This window comes from Haloleucobacter albus, from assembly GCF_052492075.1.
Genome location: NZ_JBQWAS010000028.1, coordinates 329,412 through 346,943, shown reverse-complemented (window position 1 = coordinate 346,943; position 17,532 = coordinate 329,412). Strand labels below are relative to the sequence as shown.

General features: G+C 64.0%; 14 protein-coding genes and 1 riboswitch. Of the genes, 1 reads left to right on the top strand and 13 read right to left on the bottom strand.

Annotation, left to right across the window (positions count from 1 at the left end; all coding sequences use genetic code 11):
• Nucleotides 1-34 precede the first annotated feature (34 nt).
• Nucleotides 35-1,093, top strand: coding sequence for an Lnb N-terminal periplasmic domain-containing protein (locus ACT6QH_RS11520; protein WP_444974963.1), 1,059 nt, complete (start codon nt 35-37; stop codon nt 1,091-1,093).
• A 60-nt stretch (nt 1,094-1,153) separates the two neighbouring features.
• Here the strand turns inward: ACT6QH_RS11520 and gcvPB are convergent, their stop codons facing one another.
• From gcvPB to ACT6QH_RS11455, 13 genes are all read right to left on the bottom strand, one after another.
• Nucleotides 1,154-2,725, bottom strand: a complete 1,572-nt coding sequence (gene gcvPB, locus ACT6QH_RS11515) for an aminomethyl-transferring glycine dehydrogenase subunit GcvPB (RefSeq protein WP_444974962.1) — start codon at nt 2,723-2,725, stop codon at nt 1,154-1,156.
• The gene (gene gcvPA, locus ACT6QH_RS11510; RefSeq protein WP_444974961.1) at nt 2,722-4,065 is read right to left on the bottom strand and encodes an aminomethyl-transferring glycine dehydrogenase subunit GcvPA; all 1,344 of its coding nucleotides are present in this window, start codon (nt 4,063-4,065) and stop codon (nt 2,722-2,724) included. The genes gcvPB and gcvPA overlap by 4 nt, the downstream gene beginning before the upstream one ends.
• A gap of 18 nt (nt 4,066-4,083) precedes the next feature.
• Nucleotides 4,084-4,575: an OsmC family protein gene (locus ACT6QH_RS11505; protein WP_444974960.1), complete on the bottom strand. Its 492-nt coding sequence runs from the start codon at nt 4,573-4,575 to the stop codon at nt 4,084-4,086.
• Between the two features lie 5 nt (nt 4,576-4,580).
• On the bottom strand, nt 4,581-4,958 hold the full coding sequence (gene gcvH / locus ACT6QH_RS11500) for a glycine cleavage system protein GcvH (protein WP_444974959.1): 378 nt from the start codon (nt 4,956-4,958) through the stop codon (nt 4,581-4,583).
• 3 nt (nt 4,959-4,961) lie between these two features.
• Nucleotides 4,962-6,122: a glycine cleavage system aminomethyltransferase GcvT gene (gcvT, locus tag ACT6QH_RS11495; RefSeq protein WP_444974958.1), complete on the bottom strand. Its 1,161-nt coding sequence runs from the start codon at nt 6,120-6,122 to the stop codon at nt 4,962-4,964.
• Between the two features lie 194 nt (nt 6,123-6,316).
• A riboswitch (glycine riboswitch) is annotated at nt 6,317-6,432 on the bottom strand.
• 201 nt (nt 6,433-6,633) lie between these two features.
• On the bottom strand, nt 6,634-7,605 hold the full coding sequence (locus ACT6QH_RS11490) for a hypothetical protein (RefSeq protein WP_444974957.1): 972 nt from the start codon (nt 7,603-7,605) through the stop codon (nt 6,634-6,636).
• Between the two features lie 145 nt (nt 7,606-7,750).
• Nucleotides 7,751-9,286, bottom strand: a complete 1,536-nt coding sequence (locus tag ACT6QH_RS11485; RefSeq protein ID WP_444974956.1) for a M16 family metallopeptidase — start codon at nt 9,284-9,286, stop codon at nt 7,751-7,753.
• Nucleotides 9,283-10,734 carry a M16 family metallopeptidase gene (locus ACT6QH_RS11480; protein ID WP_444974955.1) on the bottom strand — a complete coding sequence of 484 codons (1,452 nt, stop codon included), beginning with the start codon at nt 10,732-10,734 and terminating at the stop codon, nt 9,283-9,285. The genes ACT6QH_RS11485 and ACT6QH_RS11480 overlap by 4 nt, the downstream gene beginning before the upstream one ends.
• Before the next feature lie 311 nt (nt 10,735-11,045).
• On the bottom strand, nt 11,046-11,774 hold the full coding sequence (locus tag ACT6QH_RS11475) for a hypothetical protein (protein ID WP_444974954.1): 729 nt from the start codon (nt 11,772-11,774) through the stop codon (nt 11,046-11,048).
• A 13-nt stretch (nt 11,775-11,787) separates the two neighbouring features.
• Nucleotides 11,788-12,357, bottom strand: a complete 570-nt coding sequence (gene lspA / locus ACT6QH_RS11470; RefSeq protein ID WP_444975155.1) for a signal peptidase II — start codon at nt 12,355-12,357, stop codon at nt 11,788-11,790.
• Nucleotides 12,358-12,365: 8 nt separating this feature from the next.
• Entirely contained in the window at nt 12,366-15,407 is a 3,042-nt protein-coding gene (gene ileS / locus ACT6QH_RS11465) for an isoleucine--tRNA ligase (RefSeq protein ID WP_444974953.1), read from the bottom strand.
• Nucleotides 15,408-15,745: 338 nt separating this feature from the next.
• Complete coding sequence (locus ACT6QH_RS11460; RefSeq protein WP_444974952.1) at nt 15,746-17,107, bottom strand: ammonium transporter; 1,362 nt, start codon at nt 17,105-17,107, stop codon at nt 15,746-15,748.
• A 28-nt stretch (nt 17,108-17,135) separates the two neighbouring features.
• Nucleotides 17,136-17,474, bottom strand: coding sequence for a P-II family nitrogen regulator (locus ACT6QH_RS11455; protein WP_444974951.1), 339 nt, complete (start codon nt 17,472-17,474; stop codon nt 17,136-17,138).
• Nucleotides 17,475-17,532: the final 58 nt, after the last annotated feature.

The following is a 17,532-nucleotide window of genomic DNA, read 5'->3' as shown; positions in this document are numbered from 1 at the left end:
ATACACAAGGTTCTGGCCGGGACAGGATGGGTTGATGCAAAATTCCGTGTCCAGCTCTGGGGATAAAGCCGCAGCTCGCGCGCGGGCCGGGTGGAAGCTGCGCCGCCTTGTGGGGCTGGCCCTGCTGCTGGTGGTGCTGGCGGCAGGTGCGGCATGGAGTGTGACGGCACTGTGGTATCAGGCGCCACCGGCCTGGCGTGGCGTGTGGATGGGGCTGGCTGTGCTGGTGGCCACCGGGCTGGCGGTTCTGGGGTTCCGGCGGCAGGCACTGGCCTGGCTGGGAACAGCCTTGGCCGCGCTGGTGATGGGCCTGTGGTGGGCGTCCATCCTGCCCTCCAACACGCGGGATTGGGCCCCGGAACTGGACCGCACCGTGACGGCGCAGCTCAATGGTTCAGAAATTACCCTGCACAATGTGCGCAATTTCGACTGGCGCACCGAAGAGGATTTCACCCCCCGCTGGGAAACCCGCACCTATGATCTGCGCAAGCTGAGATCGGTGGATCTGTTCAGCTCCGTCTGGGCGAGCCCCTCCATTGCCCATACGTTGATCGGCTTCGGTTTCGAGGATGGAGAGCATGTGGTCTTCTCCATCGAGATCCGCCGGGAGAAGAGCGAGGCATTCTCCGAGATTGGGGGCTTCTTCAAGGAGTTCGAACTTTCCATGATCGCTGCGGATGAAAACGATATCATCCGTCTGCGTACGGATGCGCGTGGAGAGACGGTTTCCATCTATCCACTGAAGGTGACGCCACGGCAGGCGCGCGAACTCTTCCTGTTTTATCTGGCGCGCTCCAATGCTCTGGCGGAAAAGCCGGAATTTTACCAGACCATCGCCACCAACTGCACCACGGTTATTTATGATCTGGCGCGGCTGGTGGATGCACGCCTGCCTTTTGACTGGCGCATTCTGCTTTCCGGCCATTTGCCGGATTATCTGTATGATCTCGGCCTGATCCGTACGGATGCACCATTGGCCGAGGTGCGCCGTGACGCCGTGATACCGCCGCAGAATGGGCGTTCAGAACCTTTTTCCAAAGCGATCCGGGGGCGCGTGGCCCATCCGCCGGCAGGGATATTGCCGGCCCCCTAGAATATGAGCGCATGAAAGCGCCCCCTCCATTGCAGCGGAGGGGGCGTGATTTTCAGTGCCTTACTCCGCCGCTTCCGGCAGGGGTGCGGGGCGGGTCCAGCGCAGCACCGGCTTGCGGGCGGCGCGGGTTTCATCCAGCCGGCGACGGGGGGCATAGTGCGGCGCGCCGAGGAAGCGCGCCTTGTCATTGCCCTTCACCGCCATGGCCAGATCGCGCAGGGCCGCGATGAACAGGTCCAGAGAGGCCTTGGATTCGCTCTCTGTCGGCTCGATCAGCATGGCCCCGTGCACCACCAGCGGGAAATAGACCGTCATTGGGTGGAACCCCTCGTCGATCAGCGCCTTGGCGATATCCAGCGTGGATACGCCGGTGCCATGCAGCCAGCTGTCGTCGAACAGCGCTTCATGCATGGCGGGCCGCTCGGGGAAGGGGACGCTCATCAGATCCGACAGGCTGGCGCGGATATAGTTGGCGGAAAGCACGGCGTCTTCGGATGCCTGCTTCATGCCATCAGATCCATGGGAGAGCATCCAGGCCAGCGCGCGCACGAACATGCCCATCTGGCCGTGGAAGGCGCTCATGCGGCCCAGCGCCTGCTCGGCCCCTGCCGCGCCCTTGTCCTCGGCAAGGCGCAACCCGTTTTCGGTGGTGACAAGCGCCGGCACCGGTGCAAAGGGGGCCAGCGCCTCGGAGAGCACCACAGGCCCTGCACCCGGACCGCCCCCGCCATGGGGGGTGGAGAAGGTCTTGTGCAGGTTGATATGCATGGCGTCCACGCCAAGATCGGCCACACGCACTTTGCCGAGAATGGCGTTGAAATTGGCGCCGTCGCAGTAAAAATAGGCTCCGGCTTCATGCACTGCGGCCGCAATCTCCACCACGTCCCGCTCAAACAGCCCGCAGGTGTTGGGGTTGGTAAGCATGAGGGCGGCGACATCATCAGACAGCGCATCGCGCACCGCCTGCACATCCACCGTACCGTCGGCGCGGGCAGGAATGGCGCGCACCTGATAGCCGATCAGCGCCGCCGTGGCCGGATTGGTGCCATGGGCGCTCTCCGGTACCAGCACGATGCGTCGGCCGGTCTGGCCATGGGCCTCATGGGCGGCCTTGATGGACATCATGCCGGTCAGCTCACCATGGGCGCCGGCCTTGGGTGAAAGTGCCACGGCCTGCATGCCGGTGAGTTCCAGCAGCACATGGGAAAGCTCGCTCAGCAGTCCCAGTGCACCTTGCACGGTGGAGGCCGGCTGTAGCGGATGCACATCTGCGAAACCGGGCAGGCGCGCCATCTTCTCATTGAGGCGCGGATTGTGCTTCATGGTACACGAGCCGAGCGGGAAGATGCCGCTGTCGATGCCGTAATTCATCTGCGAGAGGCGCACATAATGGCGCATCGCCTCCGGTTCGCTCAGGCCCGGCAGGTCCGGCGCGGTGGTGCGGGCATGGCCGCCCAGCCGGTCGCGGAAGGGGGGCGGTTCGGGCAGATCAACGCCAGAGACATCCGTGCGGCCAATCTCGAACAGCAGTCCTTCTTCCAGTTGCAGGGCGCGGTTGCCGGTGAAGGTTTCCGGCAGGCGGTTTTCAGAAACGGGATGCGGCTGGGTTGTGCCGCGGCCTTCGCTGTTCATGCCAGCAGCTCCTTCAGGGCGGCAGTCAGGGCCGCACGGTCATCTTCCGTGGTGGTTTCGGTTGCGGCGACCAGAAGCAGATTGTCGAGGCCGCTCTCCGGCGCGAGGCGGGCATAGGGCACGCCAGCCAGAATGCCGCGTTTAGCCAGCTCTTCCACCACATCTGCGGCCGGGCGGGGCAGGCGCACGGTGAACTCGTTGAAGACGCTGCCATTCAGCACCTCCACGCTGGGCACGCTGGCCAGCCGGTCTGCCAGATCACAGGCGGCGGCGTGGTTCAGACGGGCCAGACGGGAGAAGCCCTGCTGGCCCAGCAAGGTGAGGTGAATGGTGAAGGCCAGCGCGCACAGGCCGGAATTGGTGCAGATATTGGAGGTCGCCTTTTCACGGCGAATATGCTGCTCGCGCGTGGACAGGGTGAGCACAAAGCCCCGGCGGCCTTCCGCATCCACCGTTTCACCGGCCAGCCGACCGGGCATCTGGCGCACATATTTGGAGCGGGTGGCAAACAGGCCGACATAGGGCCCGCCGAAATTCAGCGCATTGCCAAGGCTCTGGCCCTCGCCCACCACAATATCGGCCCCCTGCGCGCCAGGCGGCTCGATTGCGCCGAGGCTCACCACCTCGGTGAAGACGGCGATCAGCAGTGCACCGGCCTTGTGGGCGGCTTCCGCGATGGGTTTGAGATCAACAATATTGCCGAACACATCCGGGCTCTGCACCACCACGCAGGAGGTGGTCTCATCAATGGCGCTGATGAGGTCCGTCTCGCCCTGCGGGGCGGGGGGGCGCGCCACAACTTCATTCTCCGCATAATGGCACACGGTCTCCACCGTGGCGCGATAATGCGGGTGCAGATTGCCGGCCAGCAGCGCCTTGCCGCGCTTCGTGATGCGATGGGCCATCAGCACGGCTTCGGCGGTGCCTGTGGAGCCGTCATACATGGAGGCGTTGGCCACTTCCATGCCGGTGAGCTCGGCGACCTGGGTCTGGAACTCGAAGAGATATTGCAGCGTGCCCTGCGCGATTTCCGGCTGGTAGGGCGTGTAGGAGGTGAGAAACTCCGAACGCTGGATGAGGTGATCCACGCTGGCCGGCACATGGTGGCGATAGGCCCCGGCCCCGATGAAGAAGGGCACGGAGCCGGCCGTGACATTGCGGGCGGCCAAAGCGGCCAGTTGGCGCTCCACCTCCATTTCGCTTTTAGCGCGCGGAAGGCGGGGCAGTTCGATCTGTTGCTTGTCTGCGGGAATATCCGCGAAAAGGGCGTCCACCGTGGGCGCGCCAATCCGCGCCAGCATCTCGGCGCGGTCCTCTGCGGTCAAGGGAAGGTAGCGCATGTCAGTTTCCGTTCGCCTTCAGGCCGCGCGCATCTGCGGGAATACGGTAATGTCCGCACGCAGGGAGTGGGCTACATAGCAGGCCTCATGGGCCTTGCGGTGCAGGTCTCCCAGCTCTTCGCCCGAGGGCTGCCGACCCCCGGAGAAGATCATGACGGGCCTGAGGCGGATGTGAGACAGGTAAAGCCGGCCAGTGTCGTTCGGGCTCAGCACGCCTTCGGCGGCATCCTCATAACTGTCCACCCGGAAGCCTGCCCGGCGGGCGAAATCCAGAGCAAACAGCATATGGCAACTTGAGGCCGCCGCCACCAGCGCTTCCTCCGGGTCCACCGCATCGGGGCGGGAAAGGGGAGAGGGCATGCAGACGGGTGCTGCCGAAGCGGGGATCTGCACCCCCTCGTCAAACACCCACATATGGCTGCGGGGATAGCGCCCGTCCGTGAACAGGGCGCCATTCCGCTGCCAGATGATGGTGGCGTGAAAATCCTTCGGCACAGAAAGGGCCGGCATGAAAATCAGTCCAGCGTGGCGAGGAAGGCCTTGTAGGCCGCCTCGTCCAGAAGCTCATCCAGCTCGCCGGGGCTGGACAGGCGCAGCTTGAAGAACCAGCCGGAATCTTCCGGGTCGTCATTGGCCAGCGCCGGGTTGCCTTCCAGTTCCTCATTGGCTTGCGTCACCTCACCGGAGACGGGCGCGAACACATCGCTGGCGGCCTTCACGCTTTCCACCACGGCCGCCTCGCCGCCCTTTTCCACCTTGCGGCCGGCCTCGGGCAGTTCGACAAACACCACATCGCCGAGCTGCTCCTGTGCATAGTGGGTGATGCCCACAGTCGCGATATCGCCCTCGACGCGCACATATTCATGGTCTTTCGTGTAGCGCACGGTGGTCATGGTTCAGGCCCCCTTGGACATTTTGCGCACATAGCGCGTCGGCACGAATGGAAGAGTGGTGACAGTGGCGGCGAGCGGCTTGCCGCGCACCAGAAGCTCAAGACGGGTACCGGGGGCGGCCAGTGCGGGTGGCACATAGCCCATGGCGATGGGGCCGCCCAGAGAGGGGGCGAAGCCCCCGGAGGTGACATGGCCGACCACCTCGCCCTGATGGATGATCTGTGCGCCTTCGCGGGCCGGGGCCCGGCCTTCCGGCTTCAGCCCCACACGCTGGCGCACCACGCCCTCCGCCAATTGGGTGCGGACGATATCCGCGCCGGGAAAGCCGCCTTCCTCGCGCCGCCGCTTCTGGATCGACCAGATGAGGCCGGCTTCCACCGGGGTGGTGGTACGGTCTATATCATGGCCATAGAGGCACAGGCCGGCTTCCAGCCGCAGGCTGTCGCGCGCGCCAAGGCCGATGGGCTTGACCTCCCGCTCCGCCAGCAGCGCATCCCACAGGGCGCGGGCCGAGGCGGCAGGCATGGAAATCTCGAACCCATCCTCGCCCGTATAGCCGGAGCGGGAGATGTGCACCGGCACACCGGCCATGGTGGCACTGAGCGTGCCCATGAAGGGCAGTTCGGCGGCCTCAGGGCAGAGCCGCGCCATGACCTGCGCTGATTCCGGCCCCTGAAGGGCGATCAGGCCGCGCTCATCCAGCACGTTCAGGCGTACATTTTCTGGCAGATGGGCGGCCAGATGGGCAAAATCCGCCGTCTTGCAGGCTGCATTCACCACCAGAAACAGGCGCCCATCCTCTCCTTCGCCTTCGGGGCGGGAGATCATCAGGTCATCCATTATGGTGGCGTCGGGCGCGAGAAACTGGGAATAGCGCTGGGTGCCGGGCTTCAGATTCACGATATCGGCGGGGATCAGCTTTTCCAGCGTGCGGGCAGTGGTGTCGTGGTCCGGCCCTTCAAGAAAAGCCTGCCCCATATGGGATACATCGAACAGGCCCGCATGGGTGCGGGTCCAGTTATGTTCGGCCAGAATGCCCTCGGGATATTGCACCGGCATCTCATAGCCGGCGAAGGGAACGATGCGGGCCTTCAGCGCCACATGGGCCTCATAAAGCGGCGTGCGCAGGGGTGGTGCGCCGGATGGACTGGTAGCGTCTGTCATGACTGCTCCAAACAGAGTGCGCCATAAAAGGGGGCCTCGGCGGAGACCCGGCGGCGCCCCCTCTGTCTGCGGAACCTGAGAGATTTCACCGCACCCGGTGGAGAGGTGCGGCTTACTCCTTCGGTGAGAGCCGCCATATGAGGCGGGCCTCCCGGAGGAGGCCACACATATGGCGACGCTGCTTTCCAGAGCGTCGTCCCCCTGCGGTCCTTGGGCCTGAGCGGTTCCGGGGCGGTTGCGCCTTCGGCGCCGGCCTCCACTTCCATCCGCACAGGGTTGGAAAAGGGCCGGTCTCTCCCGCAGGGATCATCCGATAAAGGCGGAACCGTTCCGGCAATGCTGGAGCGATTCCGTGACTTCCGTGCATTCAGGATAGGCGCTGCACGGTTTTCGTCAATCCAGGAATGTGACGGGTGCATATCTGCGGCCTCCCCGAAATGGGAGAGGGTGCCGAAATGCAGAACGGGCCGCAATGCGGCCCGCTCCGATAGGGGGAATGTTCAGCCGGTCATCAGTTGGTGCTGGCGGCAGGCGGCGGCTCGAAAGCGCTGCTGGATGGAGGCGGAGCAAAACCGCCCGTGGCCGTGCTGGATTCCGGCGGCGGGCCAAACACGTCGCTCGGCGGGGCCGCCATATCTGTGGGCATGCTATCGGGCATGCTGCTGGGTGTACTGCTTGGCGCAGGCTTGGGCGCGGAGGCCGTCGGCGTGCTGGCGGGGGCCGGTTTGGCACTTGCTGCCGGGCGCTGTGTGCGCGTGTTGCTGGAGCTGCTGCGGCGAGGCCGGGAGGTGGGGGTGTGCTGCGCCTTCCCGTCATAGCCGATGTAGAAGATATAGCGCTCCATATCGGAAGGCCGGCCTTCCAGCGGGAAGGTGATCTGGTCTTCCACCACCGTGAAGGCGGCCTGACTTTCGCCGGCGGGTATCGTCACGGGAACGGTGAAGAGTTTGCTGGCAATGGTGCGCGGGGAGGGGCCCTCTTCCACCACAGCCACCCGTACGGGCAATTTGATGGTGCCGGGAGATCCGGCCTCGCCCAGAAGAACGCGCCCCTCAATGCCGACTTTCGCAGTCATCTGATTGCCGACAATGGCGCATTCACGCGCGAGCTGGCCGATATTGGCCTGGTAGCGCAGACGGCCCTGCCCATCCTTCACCGCCAGTGTGGATGCGCCGGTGCGCACCGTGATGCCGGGGCAGTCATAAGTTAAGGCATCTGGCCCGGCGCCCACCGTCATGGTTGCGCCCGGTGCTGTGTTCTGGACACCGCCCACCGAGCCGGCGCTTCCGCCTGCGGGGCCAAGCTCTCCATCACTGGCGCAGCCGGCCAGCGTGAGTGCGCCGCCCAGCAGAAGACCGATCAGCAATTTGCCCGGTGCCCGGATGGTGGTGCCATTGCCCCCTGCATCTACCGCCATATGGCTGGTGTTGGGGGCGTGATCTTGCATGGCATCCTGCGCGCGAGCCATCTTGCTGAACTCCATGGGCCTGTCTCATTTGGCCTGATGATAGCAAAGCCTGCCACCAGACCGAACGGCCCCCGGAGCGAAAAGCAGCGCCGAAAGGCCAATAGAGGAAAATATGGTGAACCGGCGGGTGACCGGAGCTGCCCGCCGGAGCTTGGGGGGATTAGTTCGCCCCATCCTGTGCGGGCTGGGCGGGGGCAGATGTGGAGGCGAGCCCTTCCGGCTTGCCTACCACTACAACCAGCGCATCCTGCGCCTTGGACAGACGCCGGGCGACGCGCTGGATGTCCTCCAGTGTCACGGCTTCCACCAGGGCGTTGCGCTGGTCGATATAATCCTTGCCCAGCTTGTCGAGCTGGATTTGCAGCAACTGGCCAGCCACCTTGGATGAGGTATCGAAGCGCAGGGCATAGCTGCCGGTGAGGTAGCTCTTGGCTTCTTTCAGTTCTTCCGCAGTTGGCCCTTGTGTGAGGATGCGGCGGAAATTGTCGGCAATCAGGTCCACGGCCTGGCCGGCGCTTTCATTCTTGGTGGCGGTGCTGGCCACCCACATGCCGGCATGATCCAGCGCGGCAAGGTGCGAGCCTACCGAATAGGCCAGCCCGCGATCCTCGCGGACCTCCTTGAACAGACGTGAGGAAAAGGCGCTGCCGCCAAGAATATGGTTGAGCACGAACAGCGGGATGAAATCCGGGTCCTGCCTCTCCAGCCCCACTGTGCCCATGATGACAACGGACTGGGGCACATCCAGCTCCACCACCTCGCGGGTGCCGACATTCTGGAGCGTGATATCCGCCACCGGCTGCAATTGCGCCTTTTCCGGCAGCGGGCCGAACACATCATCCAGCCGCTTGCCGAGTTCCTCGGGGGTGATATCGCCCACCACGGCCACACGCAGATTGTCCCGCGCCATGGTGTTCCGGGCAAAGCCTGCAAGATCCTCACGGGTGAGGGTGGGAACGCTTTCCAGCGTGCCCCGCGCCTGTTGGCCATAGGGGTGGTCCGGGAAGGCGAGCTGGGACCAGCGCTTGCTGGCGATGGAGCCGGGGTCCGTCGAGGCGCGCCGCAGGCCGGCGAGCTGGGCCGCGCGAATGCGTTCAACCGCCTCGGCGTCAAAGCGCGGTTCCGTCACGGCAAGCCGCAGCAGATCAAAGGCTTCGTTGCGGTTTTCAGAGAGCGTGCGCATGGAGCCGCGCACCTCATCCAGCCCGGCATTGAAGCTGATATCCACCGCCGTATCGGCCAGCGCCTGCTGGAAGGTGTGGGCGTCCATGTCGCCAGCGCCTTCATCCAGCAGGGAGGCGGCAAGGCTGGCGAGGCCCGCCTTTTGCTGTCCATCCTGCGCAGCGCCGCCAAGGAAGGCGAACTCCATGGCGATCAGCGGCAGGGTGGTGTCCTGCACCAGCCATGCCTTGATGCCGCCGGGGCTGGTGATCTCCTGAATGCGGCCGGCGCGGCTCTCTGCCTGTGCGACCTGCCCGCTTTTGGCGGGGGCCTCGGCTGATGCCTGTGCGTGAGCCTGCGAAAGGGGAGAAAGGGCCATGGTCACCATCACGGAAAAGAGCAGGCCGGCGCGCCGCAGACGGGGCAGCATCCGGCCGGGGGCAAAACGGGGGAAAGCCGGGCGGGTGGAAAATGAAAACGGGGATGGCCGCTCAGCCATGCCCATGCCACCCATGGAAGGAGAGGACAGGCTCACTGCTGGATGTCCTTTCCGGGCTGCGTGGCGGCCTGTTCCTTATTCTGGGGAGCGCCGGGGGCATCGTTCTGCCGGGCTGCAACAGTTGGTGCGGGCTCCAGATAGCCTGTGACCGCGCGGCGGTTGACCAGATAGCGCCGCGCTGCATCCTGAACCTGTTCCGTGGTTATGGCCTTGATGCGATCCGGCCAGCTTGTCACATCCTTCGGGTCCATGCCGGTGGCCCATGCCGCACCATAGACGCGGGCGAGGGTGGCCTGATTATCCTGCGCATAGATCATGTCGGCGGTGAGCTGGGTCTTGGCGCGCTTCAGCTCCGCGTCGCTCACGCCCTCTTCCGCCAGGGTGGCGATCACCGCATCCATCTCCGCTTCCAGCGCCGGCAGCGTCACATTGGGGAGGGGAGAGGCATAGACGATGAAGCGGGTGTCATCATGGGCGGTGCCCTGATAATAGGCCCCGGCTCCGGCCGCCATGCTCTTCTCGGCCGCCAGTGTGCGATAGAGGCGGCCGGTCTGCCCGCCACCCAGAATTTGCGCCAGCACTTCCAGTGCTTCGGAATCCGTCGGTTTCTCGCTGGGGCGCTGGCCGCTCTTGGCGGTGCGCTCGGACGGCACCAGATATGTGCGTTGCAGGCTGGGCTGGGCCACGCGCGGGTCCGCCAGGGACACGCGGCGATGGGCCTGGGGCTCAGGCTCCTGCGGGCGGGCGCGGGGCGGGGTATCCGCCGGCTGGACCTGGCCATAGGTCTTCTCGGCCAGCGCCTTCACTTCTTCCGGGGTCACATCTCCGGCCACCACCAGAAGCGCATTATTGGGGGCGTAGAAGCGCTTGTAGAAGGCCAGCGCATCCTCGCGGTTGAGCTGCCTGATCTCGTGCTCCCAGCCGATGATGGGGTGCTGGTAAGGGTGGTTCACATAGGTGGTGGCCTGCAACACCTCACCCAGCCGCGCGCCGGGTTCATTGTCGGTGCGCATGCGGCGCTCTTCCAGCACCACGTCCCGCTCAGGCAGCACCACTTCATCAGACAGCTTCAGGCCGGTCATACGGTCGGCCTCGAAATCCATCACCGTGCCGAGATGTTCCTTGGCCACGCGCTGGTAATAGGCGGTGTAATCCTGCGAGGTGAAGGCATTTTCCTGCCCGCCCAGCCGCGCCACTTCTGCCGAGAACTCGCCCTGCTTGTGCTTCTCGGTGCCCTTGAACATCAGATGCTCAAGAAAATGGGCAATGCCGGATTTGCCGGGCTGCTCATCGGCCGAGCCCACCTTGTACCACACCATATGGGTGACAACGGGGGTGCGATGATCTGGAATAACCATGACCTGCATACCGTTATCGAGGCGGAATTCGGAAATCTGCGGGCCTGCTGCAACAGCGGGGCGGGTGGCAAGAGCGCTGGCGGCTGTGCCTGCGGCGAGAATGGCGACCATGGCGAAACGGCTCATCTGCACGTGACGGATCTTCCCAAATGGCACGGCGCGGTGCGTGCATGTCTGCCTGATAGATAGGGTGTTACAGGCGCAAAACCAGAGGTATCAATTTCTGGAGTTTCACCCTTTCCGGTCTGGCGGGATGCTTTGGCGGGGCCGGCATCCACAGTAAAACCCTTGATGCACCAGCACTATGGCGCAGAAGGGGCAAAGACACAGAAGGGGCCGGTGCGAGCGCCGCAAGATGTGTCACAGGCGGTTGCGCCGTTTTCGGATCAGGACGGAAAACGCGAAAGGCCGGCGCAGTGTTCGCCGGCCCTTCATGTTCAATCGCTCATATTGGTGCGGAAGGGGTTCGTGAAGTCCAGGCCGGTCGGCTTGGTGCCCTCCACAACCCCGTAAGGCGCATTGGGTGCCGGGGTCTGATAGCCGGGGGGTGGCTGGGTCAGATTTTCACGTTCCGGCTCTCCGGCGAAGGCCACCGGCTCCTTGCTGGAGGGGTTGAGCCAGCCGGAAAAGCCCAGATCGCTCGGCAGCAGCCGCTTGCTGACGCTCGAATCGCCCGACGGAGAGCCATTGCCAAGGCCGATGCCGAAAATGCCGGCATTCTTGCGCCCCTTGTTCAGCTCGGAGGGCATAAGCGGGCGGCCCGGATCATCGCGGATGATGGGCTTGTTGCGATCCTCGGCCTCCCGCTTGCGGCGGGCGACATCGGGGTCCTTCGGCCAGGCCGGGTTACGCTTATAGGCGCTTTCCTGCGGGGTGGGCAGTGTTTCCAGCTTGCCACCGGGCGGCACCACGAGCGGGGAACGTTCGCGATAATTGATTTCCGGCTTGGGCTCATCTTCGCTCAGGCCCAGCAGATCCATCGCGCTTTGCAGCGGGCTTGGGCTGAAATCTTCCTGGGCGGCCGCCGGGTGGGCGCCCAGAACCAGCGCCAGCCCCAGAAGGCCCATTGTGCAGGTGCGCATGATGGCGGGGGTCGGGTTCGGTTTCCCGTGCTGGGGCCGGGGCGGGATCGCGACATCGCGCAGATAATCGGACATGGCGCGCATGGAGGCTCTCTCTCTACGGCTTGGCTCGGTCATGAGTGGGCTCGGTTTCGGAAGGCCGGACGTCAGAAGGCTGACCTTCGGATGTTGCCTTTATTCCTGTGTCCGAGGGCGGCGATTTTGAGGCATTGCCGAAAAAAGCATCGACAAGCAGCACAATGACACCAACCACGACGGCAATATCGGCCACATTGAACACATACCAGTGGTAGCCGAATGCGTGGAGCGAAATGAAATCGAACACCGCGCCATACATGACACGGTCAATCGCATTGCCCAGCGCGCCACCAATGAGCAGGCCGAGAGCCAAGGCGTCGGCTCTGCGGCGGGTGCGGGTGAGCCAGATGGCGAAGGCCAATACGGCTACAATCTTGATACCTACAAGTATCCAGCGCCCGGTTTCGCCCTGCTGGAACAGGCCATAGCTGATGCCATAATTCCACACTGCCACAATATCCAGAAACGGCGAGAGGCGGATGGCGCCTGCCGGGGTGTTCTGGAGGGCGGTGAGCGCCCAGACCTTCGTGGCCTGATCGAGGATCAGGACCACGATGGCTGTGACAAGACCAAGGGCGATAATGCGCAGTGGGGTCTTCACCGTTCGGCAAGCTCCAGTGCGCGGAATTCCCGCAGGGCCGCCGCGTCACGCGGGGTCACATCAGGAAATTCGGGGTCCGTGCCCACATCCGGGGAGATTTTCCACGAACGGGCACATTTGCGCCCTTCGGCACGGGCCGGCACCACAGCGACGCCGGGCACATCCGCCAGACGGAACGCCTCGGCCGGACCTTCGCTGGTGAGAAGGCGGGCATCGCTGGTGATGCAGATTTCCGCCAGATCCAGCCCGTTGAAGGCGGCCGCGAGGTCAGCATCCGTCACATGCACCTCGGGCGCGGCCTCCAGAGAGGAGCCCATGCGCTTGGCCGTGCGTTCGATTTCGATCGCGCCCAGAACCACGCGTCGCACCTGTCGCACCTTGCGCCACTGCTCGGCCAGTGCTGCATCGCGCCAGCTATCCGGCGTCTGCGGGAAGGTGAGCAGATGTACTGAACCTTCCTCATTTCCGGTGCGGGCCAGCCACGCCTCTTCTGTGGTGAAGGGCATGATGGGCGCGAACCAGGTGACGATGCGGCTGAACACCTCATCCAGCACGGTGAGGCAGGCCCGCCGCACGGGGGAGGAGAGCGGATCGCAATAGAGCGCATCCTTGCGCACATCGAAATAGAAGGCGGAGAGATCCGTCGTCATGAAGGCCGTGAGCAGCGCATGCACCCGCTTGTAATCAAAGGCGCGATAGGCGGCGCGGATCTCGCCATCCAGCTCGGCCAGACGATGCAGGATGAAGCGCTCCAGCGCCGGCATATCTTCCGGGGCCACCCGTTCTTCCGGTCGGTAATGATGCAGCGAGCCCAGAAGCCAGCGAATGGTGTTACGCAGCTTGCGATAGGTATCCGCCGTGGTCTTCAGGATTTCCGGGCCGATGCGCAGATCATCCGAATAATCCGAGGCGCACACCCACAAACGCAGAATATCCGCGCCGGATTGCTTGATGACATCCTGCGGCGAGGTGACATTACCAAGCGACTTGGACATCTTGCGCCCGGTTTCGTCCAGCACGAAGCCGTGGGTCAGCACCACATCATAGGGTGGGCGGCCGCGTGTGCCGCAGCTTTCCAGCAGGGAGGAATGGAACCAGCCGCGATGCTGGTCCGAGCCTTCCAGATACATCACCCGGTCCGGCCCGTTAGGCGCGCGCTCGGCCTTCAGCTCCGGGCGCACTTCCAGCGTGAAGGCGTGGGTGGAGCCGGAATCGAACCACACATCGAGAACATCATCCACCTTGGCCCAGCCCTCGGCGGCGCGTTCACCCAGGAAGCGCTCACGCGCCCCCTCCTTGTACCAGGCATCTGCACCTTCAGCCTCGAAAGCCTCGGCGATGCGGGCGTTCACCGCCTCATCGTGCAGGATCTCGACGGAGCCGTCGTCCACTTCCTTGACGAAGACGGTGATGGGCACACCCCAGGCGCGCTGACGGGAGACCACCCAATCCGGCCGGTTGGCGATCATGCCGGTGATGCGGTTCTCACCCACGGCCGGCACCCATTCCACGGTCTTGATGCCATTGAGCGCGCGGGCGCGCAGCGTATCGCCGGTATTGGAGCCGATGCCGCCCCCTGCAACAGAGCCCGCAGCGCCCACGGCCTTCGCGGAAGCGCCTGCGATCACCTGATCCATCGCAATGAACCATTGCGGCGTGTTGCGGAAGATGACCGGCTTTTTCGAGCGCCAGGAGTGCGGATACTGGTGCTTCACCCGTCCGCGCGCCAGAAGGTTGCCGACCTCGATCAGCGCGGCGATGACGGCGCCATTGGCGTCGCCCTTCTCACCCTTGGCGGTGATGACGCGCTTGCCCTCGAAGCCGGGGGCCTGGGTGGTGTAGATGCTGTCCTCATCCACCGTATAGGGAATGGCGGGGTTGATGCCGCGCTCTTCCAGCCAGTTGCGGTGCTGGGTCCAGATTTCAAAGTCTTCGCGGCCATGGCCGGGTGCGGTGTGCACGAAGCCGGTGCCGGCATCATCGGTGACATGCTCGCCATCCAGCAGCGGCACCTTGAAGCCATAGCCGAGAGAGGCCAGCGGATGGGCGCAGGCGAGGCCGGAAAGCTCCTGCGCCGTCACCTCACGCACGCGGGTGAAGCTGGTGACGCGGGCCTGCGCCATCACATCCGCCGCCAGATTGTCGGCAAGGAGAATGCGGTCGCCGGCTTTTGCCCAGTTATCGTCTGGGGCCTCGGTCACTTCATAGAGGCCGTAGGAGATCTTTGAGGAGAAGGAGATGGCGCGGTTGCCGGGCATGGTCCAGGGCGTGGTGGTCCAGATGACCACACAGGCCCCGGCCAGCTCATCGCTGACGCCGGAGAGCACGGGGAACTTCACCCACACCGTATCGGAGGTGAAATCGTGATATTCCACCTCGGCCTCGGCCAGCGCGGTCTTTTCCACCACTGACCACATCACCGGCTTGGAGCCGCGATAGAGCAGGCCGTTCTCGGCGAACTTCATCAGTTCGCGGGCGATCTGCGCCTCGGCGGCGAAAGCCATGGTGGTGTAGGGGTGGTCCCAGTCGCCTTCCACACCCAGACGCTTGAATTCCCTGCGCTGCTCATCCAGCCAGTGCTGGGCATAGGCGCGGCATTCCTGGCGGAAGGCCACCATGGCGGCGGAATCGGTGAAGTCCGGCTTTTCCTTGCCCTTCTTGCGGTAGTTCTCTTCCTCGATTTTCCACTCGATGGGCAGGCCGTGGCAATCCCAGCCGGGCACATAGTTGGAATCGTGGCCCAGCATCTGCTGGGAGCGCGTCACCACATCCTTGAGGATCTTGTTGAGCGCATGGCCGATATGGATGTTGCCATTGGCATAGGGCGGGCCATCGTGCAGCACGAAGCGTGGGCGGCCACGGCCTTCCTCACGCAGGCGGTGATAGAGATCCAGCCGCTTCCAGCGTTCCAGAAGCTCCGGCTCCTTTTTAGGCAGGCCGCCCCGCATGGGGAAGGCGGTCTGCGGCAGAAGCAGGGTTTTGGAATAGTCTGCGGTTTCGGTCTTGTTCTGTGTCTTGTCAGCGGTCTGTTCGGTCATGGCGCGCGGCTCGGCTCGCAAATCTTGTAACGATGGAACGGGGTGTCGCCCTTCAGGCGTCACTGGCGGATAACCCGGCAACCCCTCGCGCTCACAGGCCGCGAAGGGGCGCCGGGCATATAATTCGCGTTGCCACGCTACAGATGCTGAAACGCCCTTGCGGGATGAAAAAGACCATGCTTGCCCCAAAGTCTGAACAGCGGCTTCTAGCAGGCACAGCGCGTGTGGGAAAGCCTTGGCGGCATTTCACCGGGCTCATGGTTTCCGCAAAAAAGAAACCCCGGCCTGAGCCGGGGTTTCCTGTGTGTTGCGAGAGGCGGATGCGCCCGCCTTCAGGCTCAGCTGTGATAGGCGCGTTCGCCGTGTTCGTTGACGTCGAGGCCTTCGCGCTCCACATCCGCCGGCACACGCAGCCCCACAACCACATTGATGATGAAGAAGATGATGGCGGAGATGACGCCCGACCACACAATGGTGATGACGGTGGCCAGAAGCTGCACCCACACCTGATGGCCCATGGAGTAGCCATCCACACCCACGCCGCCGAGGGCGGGAGCCACCACGATGCCGGTGGCGATGGCACCAACGATGCCGCCCACGCCATGCACGCCGAACACATCCAGGCTGTCATCATAGCCCAGCGCATTCTTGACGGTGGTGCAGAAGAAGAAGCAGATCAGGCTGGCGACAATACCCAGAACGATGGCGCCCATGGGGCCCGCCGCGCCGCAGGCCGGGGTAATGGCCACGAGCCCGGCAATGGCGCCCGAGGCACCGCCCAGCATGGAGGCCTTGCCGCGCACCAGCCATTCAATGGCCAGCCAGCCGAGCACCGCGCCCGCCGTGGCGAGGAAGGTGTTCATCATCACCAGAGCCGCGAAGCTGTTGGCTTCCAGACCCGAGCCGACATTGAAGCCGAACCAGCCAACCCACAGCAGAGAAGCGCCAACCATGGTGAGGGCGAGGGAGTGCGGGGGCAGCTGCTCCTTGCCGTAGCCAATGCGCTTGCCAACCATGATGGCGCCGACAAGGCCCGCAATACCGGCATTGATGTGCACCACCGTGCCGCCGGCGTAATCCAGCGCGCCAAGGTCGAACAGGTAGCCGCCTTCAAACCACACCATGTGCGCGATGGGGAAGTACACGAAGGTGCCCCACAGCACTGCGAACAACAGCACGGCAGAGAACTTCATGCGCTCTGCAAAAGCGCCGATGGCCAAGGCCGGGGTGATGGCCGCGAAGGTCATCTGGAAGGCGATGAAGGTGAATTCCGGCAGCTTGACGCCTTCGGAGAAGGTATCGGCCAGGCTGTCCACCGTCACACCGGCAAGGAAAGCCTTGGAGAAGCCGCCAATAAAGGCATTGCCTTCGGTAAAGGCGAGAGAATAGCCGTAGACGACCCAGATAATCATCATCACCGAGGCGATGGCGAGCACCTGCATGAGAATGGAGAGCATGTTCTTGGCGCGCACGAGGCCGCCATAGAACAGGGCCAGGCCGGGCACCGTCATCAGAAGCACGAGCACGGTGGATGTCATCATCCACGCAATGTCGCCCTTGTTCACGGTTGCGGTTGCGGCTTCAACAGCGGGAGAAACCGCTGCGGGGGCCATATCCGGCTGGGCCATGGCTGGCAGGGCCATGGCTGCCGTCGCAAGAAGCACGGGGAGGCCCGTGCGGGACCATGTCTTGAGATTCATGGAAAAGGGCTCCGGGAAGTGAATGGGCTCAGAGGGCGTCGGCGTCGGTTTCGCCCGTGCGGATGCGCACGGCCTGGTCGATGGCGAAGACGAAGATCTTGCCGTCACCAATCTGCCCGGTCTTGGCAGAGGCCGTAATGGCTTCCACCACCTGGGGCGCAATGGCTGCGGAAACCGCAACCTCAATTTTCAGCTTGGGCAGGAAGCTGACGGCATATTCCGCACCGCGATAAATCTCGGTGTGGCCTTTCTGCCGCCCATACCCCTTCACCTCGGTGACGGTGAGCCCGTGAACGCCGATCGTGGTGAGGGCGTCGCGCACCTCTTCCAGCTTGAATGGCTTGATGATGGCCATGACGATCTTCATGGATCGGTCCTTGTCCCTTCTGCTGCTGCATCTTCCGGGGCGGGGCCTGAAAGGGCAG